The sequence below is a fragment of the Microbacterium sp. SCN 71-21 genome (assembly GCF_001725695.1).
GTDB lineage: Bacteria > Actinomycetota > Actinomycetes > Actinomycetales > Microbacteriaceae > Microbacterium > Microbacterium ginsengisoli.
Map to the genome: position 1 here is coordinate 1 of NZ_MEGA01000085.1, position 8,649 is coordinate 8,649.

Below are 8,649 nucleotides of genomic sequence, written 5' to 3' on the forward strand. Positions count from 1 at the left end.
AGCGCATCGCGGGCGCGGGCGAGGTCGCCGGTCAGCGCCTCGACACGGGCCGGGGCGTCGGCATCGTCACGGCCCCAGGCCCCCCGCGCGCGCTCGGCGGCGGCACGGGCGAGCTCGGCCGCGCGCAGCGCGCGGGCCCGCGCCTCGACGACTTCGCGCAGCGCCTCGGCGGCGAGCGCCCGCCCCAGCTCGGTGCGCGACGCCTCGATGGCGGGCTCCGCCGCGGCGAGCTCGGCCGTTCGCCGCCGTTGCGCGGCCCGCTCGGTCTGCTGGTCGGTGATCCGGCGCGCGTCGGCGAGGGCATCGGATGCCGCGACCGCCACGGCATCCGCCGTCACCGCCGTCTGCGCGATCGCGGCACGCCGATCCGCCGCGCGGGCGAGGGCACCCTCGAGATCGGAGGCGTCGAGATCGGCTGCCTCTAGGTCGGAGTCAGCAGCGGCAGCGGCAGCGACGGGATCGCCGCCCCACCCCTCGCGCGCGATCAGCTCGGCGGCCTGCCGGCGCACGAGCGCGACGGCGTCGGCACCGCGGTCGAGCGCGTCGCGCGCCGACTTGCGCCGCTCGTCGAGGCGGCGCGTCAGATCGTCGTAACTGCGGGAGTCGAAGAGAGTGCGCAGCAGCTCCTGCCGCTCGTCGTTGCGGGCGAGCAGGAACCGCTGGAATCGGTTCTGCGCGAGCAGGATCACCTGCAGGAACTGCGCCTGCGTGAGCCCGACCACCTCGGCGAGCGTGACCCCCACGTCGCGCGGCCCTGCCGCCACGCCCCGCCATCCGGTGCCGTCCCACCGGGCGAGCTCGGCCCGCGCCTTCTCGAGCGTGACGCCCTCACCGCGCTGCTTCGGCCGCTCGTAGTCGGGCGCCCGCACGATGCGCCAGCGCTCGCCCGCCGCCGAGAACTCCAGCGCGACCTCGGTGATGTCGTTCGGGCCGCTGTGATCGCTGCGCAGGCGCTTGTCACCCGCCTCGTAACGAGGGACCGCACCGAACAACGCGAAGCAGACGCCGTCGAGGATGCTCGACTTGCCGGCCCCGGTGCGGCCGGTGATGAGGTACAGACCGTCGGCGTCGAACGCGTCGAAGTCGACTCGCTGGCGCTCGCGATACGGTCCGAAGCCCTCGAGCTCGAGGCTGTGGAGCTTCACCGCGCCGCCTCCGTCGCCGACCGCTCCGCCAGCGCGTCGGCGAGGACCGCTCGTTCGTCGTCGCTCAGCCCCTCCCCGACGCGCACGTGCGCGAGGAAGGCGTCGACCAGCTGCACGTCGTCACGGGCGGCACGCACGCGGGCGCCGTAGTCGGTGCGCTCGCCCGAGCGGCCGCCGGCGGGCGTGTGCGCGACGGTCGCGCACCACGGGAATCTCTCGCGCAGCCGTCGCATCGGATCGGGCTGAGGCGCGGCATCCGTGTATTCGGCGCTGACCCAGGCGTCTTCGTCGACGTCGAAGCGCGGATCGGAGAGAAGCTCGTCGAAGGTACCGCGCACGACGGCGAGGCGACGGGGCACCGGAAGATCGAGCCAGGTCACCGCGGCGAGACCCGCCGCGTCGAGGTCGACGAGCCAGGCGCCGCGCGGCTTGTCGCGCTCGCCGAAGCTGTAGTGCAGCGGGGCGCCGCTGTAGCGCACCCGCTCGCTGAGCGTCGCCCGCCCGTGGATGTGCCCCAGGGCGACGTAGTCAGGACCGTCGAAGACCGACAGCGGAACGAGGTCGATGCCGCCCTGGGTGATGTCGCGCTCGACGCCGGGAGTGGCGTCGACGCCGGCCGCGAAGCAGTGCGAGAGCAGGATGCTGCGCCCCCCGCGCTGCGCGAGATCGTCGCGCACGAGCGACATGGCGTGACCGAGCACGTCGTGCTGCGTGCGCGTCGGGATATCCGGCCACAGGTGTCGCACGAGCGAGGGCTCGAGGAACGGGATGCCGTAGACGTGCACGGGCCCCTCGGCATCGTGCACGGTGACGGGCTCGGCGAGACGCGCGGGGTCGGTGAGCACTCGGATGCCCTCGCGCAGCAGCGGCGCCTGGAACCCGAGCCGGGCGGCGGAGTCGTGGTTGCCGCTGGTCACGATCACACTCGCCCCCGCATCGCGCAGGTCGAGCAGCGTCTCGGTGAGAAGGGCGTAGGTCGCGGCGGCCGGGGTCACGGAGTCGAAGACGTCGCCGGCGACGACGACGAGGTCGACGCGATGCTCGCGCACCTGAGCGATCATCGCCCGCAGCACGGTCTCGACCGCGGCGAGAGTGCTCGTGCCGTGGAACGTACGACCGAGGTGCCAGTCGGACGTGTGCAGGATGCGCATGACCTCCACGCTACGGCGTCGCTCCGACACCGCCGGCGATCCGCTCGCCCTGTGCCGTGCGCGAAGACGGAGACGCCCCGGGCGGTCCCACACACCGTCCGGGGCGACCTGCGACACCGTCCCGACGCCCCCAAAATGCACGCAGGGCATGATGCCTCAGGACGATCGACGACCGAGCGGCTCTTGGGGGCCGAGCCGCCCGATCGCTGACCGCGCCGAGAGACTATGCGTCCGACGGAATCCGTTGCATAGGGGATTCGGCGTATTCAGGCATACTGAAGGAAGGTCGATGGCGACCGCGCCCGACAGCCGTGAGATCCTGCCGAACGCGGCAGGTCGTACTGAGGGCAACCGTCCGCCGACGGACGGAGACGGCAGGGGATATGAGCGCCGCAGGAGACGCGCACGCGCAGATGTGGGCGGTGGTCGACGACGTGCTGCGTGCGGCATTCGCGGGCGACGCGGGGACCCTGCACGACACGCTCCGACGCCAGCGCTCGGATGCGGGATCACCGGCGGATGCCGCCCTGCTGGGCGTCGCCTGCGCCATCGCCGCGGTAGTCGCCTGCCGGTTCCCGGTGGCGATCGACGAGGCCGACGCCGCCTGGGATGCCGCCGCCGATGCTCCGGGCGACGTGCGCCGCCTCGCGGCCGCGGCCCTGCTGATGTGCGATGCGATGGTCGGCACCGATCATGCGGCGCGGCGCGGCATCCGACTGCCTGAGATCGTCGCGACGCTCGCCGCGCCCGGGCGAGGTCATCTTCTCGCCTGCTACCTGCTCGCCGAGGCCGCCATGAGTGCGGGAGCGTTCGCGGCGATCCCGCCGATCCTGCGGGCGACGGGGCTGGCGCCCGGACAGATCTCCGCCACCCCCGACGGCCCCGTCGACGGCGCCGCGCTGACGCTGCAGCTACTGCTGGCCCGCTCGTTCGCGTTCCAGGGGCACACCGACCAGGCCCGCGGCGTGCTCGATGCCATCTCGCACGCCGGCGCCCGTGTGCCCGCGCGAGCCCATGCCGTCGTGGCGGCGATCGCCGCGTTCGCCGCCGCCGGCCGGGCCGACCGGATCGGGTTCGAGCGACTCGCGGGCGGAGTGCTCCGACGTACCCGCGGCGACGTGAACTACCTCTCGGTCGGCGCCTGCTTCTATGTGGCCTGGGGCATGCGCGCCCTCGGACAGCTGCAGCGCGCCGCCGGGGTGCTCGTGGCGATCGCGGGCGCCGACCTCGAACGCTCGAAGCTGTGGGATCAAGCGTTCGGACTCGAACTGCTCATCGAGGCGAGCCTCGAACGCGGAGACCTCGCCAGCGCGAAAAGCCAGGTGGCACGGGCCGCGCACCTCGCGCGGTTCCCGGTGGCCGCGGCATCCGTCGCCCGCGCCGAGAGCATCGTGGCGGCCTCCGACGGACACCGCGACGACGCGCGCACGCTCGCGCTCGCGGCCATCCGGCTCGACGAGGGCGCGGGAGCCCACACCGAGGTCATGCGCGGCAAGCTCGTGCACGCCGCGGCGATCGCCGACGACGACCCGGCGTCGGCGGCGCGCCTGCTCGCCGAGGTGGCGGCGGAGGCCGACGCGTACGGCCTGGAATCGGTGCGCCTGGTCGCCGCACGACGGTGGCGTCGCCTGCGGGAGACGCACCCGGAGCTCGCCGGCGAGATCGTCATGCTCACCGCACGGCAGCGGCAGATCGGGGCGCTCCTGGCCGAGGGGCACAGCAACAGGGCGATCGCCGAGGCCCTGTTCCTGTCGCCGCGCACCGTCCAGGCGCACATCTCCGACATGCTCGAGATCACCGGAGCCCGCTCCCGCGTCTCGCTGGCCGCGCGGATCGGCTCCAGCCACGGCACGGATCTGAGCGCGTTGAGCCCCCGCCAGCGGGAGATCGCCGGACTCATCGCCGACGGTCGGCGCAACGCCGAGATCGCCCACGACCTCGGCCTCAGCGAGAAGACCGTGGAGAACCACATCGCCGCGATGTTCACCCGCCTGGGCGTGCGCTCACGCTCCGCGGTGGCCGCCGCCGTGCCGACCGCCGGCGTCGCGGGCTGAGGCGCGTCTCGAGCCTCGGAGATCGCCCCTCGTCCACGCCGCACAGCTGCGTCATCGGGGCGTCCCGCGGCGCCGTACGCTCGGAAGGGTGGAGCTGCCGGTCGTGTGCGTCGCGTTCCTTCTGCGCGAGGGCGTGGAAGGACCCGAGGTGCTGCTCGGATTCAAACGCACCGGTCTCGGCCTCGGCCGGCTGGTCGGCATCGGCGGGAAGGTCGAGCAAGGCGAGACGCTCGTCGAGGGCGCGGTGCGGGAGATCCACGAGGAGACCGGGCTCGTCGTCGACGGCGCCGATCTCACCGCGGTGGGCGTGCTCGACTACCTCTTCCCCGACGAACCGTCGTGGTCGCAGCGTTCGCACGTGTTCGTCGGCCGCGTCTGGCAGGGTGAGCCCGTCGAGACCGACGAGATCGTGCCGGCCTGGTTCCGCGTCGACCAGGTGCCGTTCGCGCGCATGTGGGACGACGCGAAGCGCTGGCTGCCGGGCGTGCTCGACGGGGGGCGGGTGGCGGCATCCTTCACCTTCGGACCTGATCTCGCCACGGTCGTCGCCGAAGGACCCTGGCCCGCCGCCGACTGAGGGCACCGGGTCGCCCTCCCGTCACCTGCGTGTCACACGCGCCGGATAGCGTCTGTCCCATGGTGACCGCCGAGCTGCCCGACGGAGACTCCCGCGACGCCGCGCCGTATACGTTCACGCACGACGGGTCCACCCTGGTCGTCGAGGAGCAGGGCGAGGGGCCGGTCGCCTACGTGCTGGTGCATGGCATCGGCATGGGCCGCAGTGTCTTCGCCGATCTGGTGGTGCGGCTGCGGGAGAGCGGACAGGTGATCGCGCTCGACCTCCCCGGCTACGGCGAGGCGCCCGAGCCGCCCCGCACCCCGACGATCGAGCGCATGGCCGACCTCGTCGCCGCATTCCTCCGGCACCGGGGTCTCGACCGGGCGCACGGTCGCGTCGTGCTGCTCGGGCACTCGATGGGCTCGCAGGTGGCCACCGAGGTCGCGACGCGGCATCCGATGCTCGTCTGGCGACTCGTGCTGTGTGCCCCGACGATCAACATCGCCGAGCGGTCGGCTGTGCGCCAGCTCGGCCGGCTCGCACAGGACCTCTGGGGTGAGAGCCCGATCGTGCTCGTGCGCGGCGCCCGCGAGTATCTGCGAGCGGGTCCGAACCTGCGACGCAAGATGCGGGCGATGCTCGCACACCGGCCCGAGGAGTCGTACTCGCGCATCGTGGCGCCGACCCTCGTCATCCGCGGTGAGGGCGACCCGGTGTCGCCGCACGACTGGTGCCGGTTCGTGGTCGAGGAGATCCCCGACGCGCACCTGGTCGAGCTCTCCGGACACGGGCACGAGACGATGATCAAGGATGCCGCGGCCGCCGCAGCCCGCATCGTCGCGTTCGCACGTGCGTGAGCGGCCTCCCGCGCGCGCGGGAGGTCGATCCGGACCGGGCGGGAGCGGTGCTCAGCCGCGCGGCAGGAGCACAGTGAACACGGCTCCGCCGCCGTCGCGGGCGCGGGCGGAGACCGTCCCGCCGAGCCGGGTGACCAGACGTGCGGCGATCGAGAGTCCGAGCCCGGTGCCCACGGCGCGCGTGTCGCGGTAGCGGGAGCGCAGCACCCCGCGGTCGAACGCGACATCGAGGTCGCCGGCGTCGAGGCCGGGCCCCGTGTCGCTCACCTCGAACCGCACGCCGGCGGGGTCGGCGGCGGCGACCACGACGACCTCACCGCCCGCGGGCACCGCGCGCAGCGCGTTCTCGACGAGTCCGTCCAGCACCTGCCGCATGCGGTTCGGGTCGGCGCTGAGCACGCCGGCATCGGCGCCCACCCGGGTGCGCAGCACCGCCGGCACGGTCGCGGCGCGCGCGGCCCAGGCCTCGTCGATCTGCGCAACGAGGTCGGCCGCGGCGACATCCACTCTCTCGATGCTGAAGTCGTCGGCCTCGAGGCGGGCGAGCTCGAGCAGGTCGGCGACGAAGCGGTCGAGTCGGTCGGTCTCGGTGACGAGCACACGGCCGGCGTCGGCGGTGGCGGCGGGGTCGATGACGCCGTCGGCGAGGGCCTCGCCGTAGCCGCGGATCGCCGAGAGCGGGGTGCGCAGCTCGTGCGATATCGACAGCAGGAATTCGCGCTGGCGCCCTTCGCTCGTGGCGAGCGCATGGTCGAGCGCGCGCAGGGCGAGAGCGACTTCGGATGTCTCGGCCGGCCCCGCGACCGGCACGTCGACGCCCCGCTCGCCGGCCGCGAGCCGCCGGGCGGCGCGGGCGGTCGCCGCGAGCGGGCGACTGAGCCATCGCGCGAGCAGCACGGCGGCGATCGCGGCCGCCGCGAGGGCGACGGCGAGGGCGATGAGCACGCGGAAGGTCACCTGTCCGAGGGCGGGGTCGAGGTCGCGCATCGGCAGCGCGGCGACCACATCGAAGCCCGCGCTCGTGCGCCGGGCCTCGACGAGGGCGGGGCCCGCGGCGCCGCGCACCGTGCCGGAGTAGGTGCCCGTCGATGCCAGAGCCTGACGCACGACATCGGTCGCGTAGGTGCGTCCGGGGCCGCGGGCGGCACCTGTGCCGGGGGCGTCGATGACGGCGAACAGGGTGCCGCCGGTGGCGGACTCGGTCTGTGACCCGTCGAGCCCGGCCGGCACGCGATCGAGCCCCGCGATGAGGTCTACCTGCGCGGCGAGGCGGTCCTGCGCGACGCCGACCGCCGAGCTGCGGACGACCGGCACCGTGATCACGCCCGTGACGATGACGGCGAGCCCGACGACGGCGAGCATGACGAGCGTCATGCGCGTACGCAGGGTGCCGGGCCGTCGCCGCGGCCGGGGCGGGGCGATGGGCGCGGGCGGCACGGCGGCGGTCATCGGGGCTCCTCGTCGGCGGAGTACCCCACCCCGCGCACGGTCGCGATGGGGCTCGCCTCGCCGAGCTTGGCGCGCAGCTGCGCGACGTGCACGTCGACGGTGCGGCCGCCGCCGTAGTCGGCCTGCCCCCACACCGCCGACAGCAGCTGCTCACGCGTGTAGACGCGGCCCGGCGAGGCGGCGAGGTAGGCGAGCAGCTCGAACTCGGTCGCGGTCAGCGCGACATCCTCACCGTCGACCTCGACGCGGCGGCGGGTCTCGTCGATGCGCACCCGGCCGAGCGCGTGGACGCGGGAGGCGGGCGCCGCGCGCCGGCGCAGCAGCACCTTGACGCGGGCGACGAGCTCCCGCGGCGAGAACGGCTTGGTGAGGTAGTCGTCGGCACCGAGCTCGAGTCCGACCACACGGTCGACCTCGTCGTCGCGAGCGGTCACGAAGATGACCGGGGTCCAGTCGCCGTCGGCGCGCAGCGCCCGGCACACCTCGATGCCGTCGAGACCGGGAAGACCCACGTCGAGCACGATCGCCACCGGCCGCAGCCGCCGCACCGCGGCGAGCGCGGCATCCCCGTCGCGTTCCACGTGCACCCCGAAGCCCGCATTGCCGAGGTAGAGCCGTTCGATGTCGGCGATGGCCGGCTCGTCCTCGGCGATCAGCACGAGTCCTCGGTCGGCGGCGGGCTCCATGCGCCCATTCAATACCGATCGGGATGCCGCGGCCCGCCCGATCCGCGACGCCTTACATTCCTCGAACACAGCGCGGACACCGCGTTCACGCAGATCGGGAACCGTGGGAGACACCTCGGGCCGATGGTCGGTGCCGGGGACGAAAGGAGCACCCATGTCCGTCCGCACCTGGCTCATCGGCGGTGCCGGCGCGCTCGTCGTCGGCACGGCGGTCGCGTTCGCCGCACCCGCGCTCGCCTCGACCACCGCCACGACCCCCACCCCCACCGCGTCGGCGAGCGCGTCGGCGTCGCCGTCGACGCCCGACTGCAACGCCCGCGGTCGCCTCGGCGCGCTGTGGGCGAAGCTCCCCGAGCAGCTGCGCAACGACCTGAAGGCGGCGCGCGCGCTGCCGGCGGGCGCCGAACGGAAGGCCGCGTTCGAGACGATCAAGAACGAGGCGCTCGACGGCCACTACGGCACCGAGGTGCAGAGCTGGGCGAAGAACGCCGGTGCACGCCTGCACGGCTGGTTCGATCGCGCACCGGCCGCACTGAAGCAGGATGTGCGCGCGGCGCTGCAGCAGCCCGCCGGCTCGGCGCGGGAGGCGGCGCTGAAGAACGTGGCCGACAAGGCCGCCGCGGGCGACTACGGCACGGTCGTGAAGGACCGCGCCGAGAAGATCACGGACTCACCCTGGTGGAAGACCTGCGTGGCCTGATCCTCGTCTCACGGTGACAGACGACGGATGCCCCGGACCATCGAGGTC

The 8,649-nt window shown here is 73.8% G+C and carries 8 protein-coding genes; 4 read left to right on the forward strand and 4 right to left on the reverse strand.

Annotated elements, in window-relative coordinates; all coding sequences use genetic code 11:
* Both ABT08_RS11300 and ABT08_RS11305 read right to left on the reverse strand, forming a co-directional pair.
* A partial coding sequence (locus ABT08_RS11300) for an AAA family ATPase (RefSeq protein ID WP_288115006.1) occupies window positions 1-1,145 on the reverse strand: 1,145 nt, incomplete at its 3' end.
* Window positions 1,142-2,296 carry an exonuclease SbcCD subunit D gene (locus ABT08_RS11305; RefSeq protein ID WP_288115007.1) on the reverse strand — a complete coding sequence of 385 codons (1,155 nt, stop codon included), beginning with the start codon at window positions 2,294-2,296 and terminating at the stop codon, window positions 1,142-1,144. The genes ABT08_RS11305 and ABT08_RS11300, both read right to left, overlap by 4 nt.
* A gap of 383 nt (window positions 2,297-2,679) precedes the next feature.
* Between ABT08_RS11305 and ABT08_RS11310 the strand changes: the two genes are divergently transcribed.
* The 3 genes from ABT08_RS11310 to ABT08_RS11320 all read left to right on the forward strand — a co-directional run bounded on the left by ABT08_RS11310 (window position 2,680) and on the right by ABT08_RS11320 (window position 5,766).
* Window positions 2,680-4,350 carry a helix-turn-helix transcriptional regulator gene (locus ABT08_RS11310; protein ID WP_056208157.1) on the forward strand — a complete coding sequence of 557 codons (1,671 nt, stop codon included), beginning with the start codon at window positions 2,680-2,682 and terminating at the stop codon, window positions 4,348-4,350.
* A gap of 88 nt (window positions 4,351-4,438) precedes the next feature.
* On the forward strand, window positions 4,439-4,927 hold the full coding sequence (locus ABT08_RS11315; RefSeq protein ID WP_056208154.1) for an 8-oxo-dGTP diphosphatase: 489 nt from the start codon (window positions 4,439-4,441) through the stop codon (window positions 4,925-4,927).
* Between the two features lie 59 nt (window positions 4,928-4,986).
* Window positions 4,987-5,766, forward strand: a complete 780-nt coding sequence (locus ABT08_RS11320) for an alpha/beta fold hydrolase (RefSeq protein WP_056208150.1) — start codon at window positions 4,987-4,989, stop codon at window positions 5,764-5,766.
* Window positions 5,767-5,817: 51 nt separating this feature from the next.
* On the opposite strand, the gene ABT08_RS11325 is transcribed toward ABT08_RS11320, so the two are convergent.
* Both ABT08_RS11325 and ABT08_RS11330 read right to left on the reverse strand, forming a co-directional pair.
* Complete coding sequence (locus tag ABT08_RS11325) at window positions 5,818-7,215, reverse strand: sensor histidine kinase (RefSeq protein ID WP_056518997.1); 1,398 nt, start codon at window positions 7,213-7,215, stop codon at window positions 5,818-5,820.
* Window positions 7,212-7,901, reverse strand: coding sequence for a response regulator transcription factor (locus tag ABT08_RS11330; protein WP_045245816.1), 690 nt, complete (start codon window positions 7,899-7,901; stop codon window positions 7,212-7,214). Before ABT08_RS11330 ends, ABT08_RS11325 begins: the two co-directional genes overlap by 4 nt.
* A gap of 154 nt (window positions 7,902-8,055) precedes the next feature.
* Between ABT08_RS11330 and ABT08_RS11335 the strand changes: the two genes are divergently transcribed.
* Complete coding sequence (locus ABT08_RS11335; RefSeq protein WP_288115016.1) at window positions 8,056-8,601, forward strand: hypothetical protein; 546 nt, start codon at window positions 8,056-8,058, stop codon at window positions 8,599-8,601.
* Window positions 8,602-8,649 lie beyond the last annotated feature (48 nt).

Coding starts and splice junctions, on each gene's coding strand:
- ABT08_RS11330 (WP_045245816.1), bottom strand. CDS start 7,901: ATGGAGCCCGCCGCCGACCGAGGACTCGTGCTGATCGCCGAGGACGAG.
- ABT08_RS11335 (WP_288115016.1), top strand. CDS start 8,056: ATGTCCGTCCGCACCTGGCTCATCGGCGGTGCCGGCGCGCTCGTCGTC.
- ABT08_RS11325 (WP_056518997.1), bottom strand. CDS start 7,215: ATGACCGCCGCCGTGCCGCCCGCGCCCATCGCCCCGCCCCGGCCGCGG.
- ABT08_RS11320 (WP_056208150.1), top strand. CDS start 4,987: ATGGTGACCGCCGAGCTGCCCGACGGAGACTCCCGCGACGCCGCGCCG.
- ABT08_RS11310 (WP_056208157.1), top strand. CDS start 2,680: ATGAGCGCCGCAGGAGACGCGCACGCGCAGATGTGGGCGGTGGTCGAC.
- ABT08_RS11305 (WP_288115007.1), bottom strand. CDS start 2,296: ATGCGCATCCTGCACACGTCCGACTGGCACCTCGGTCGTACGTTCCAC.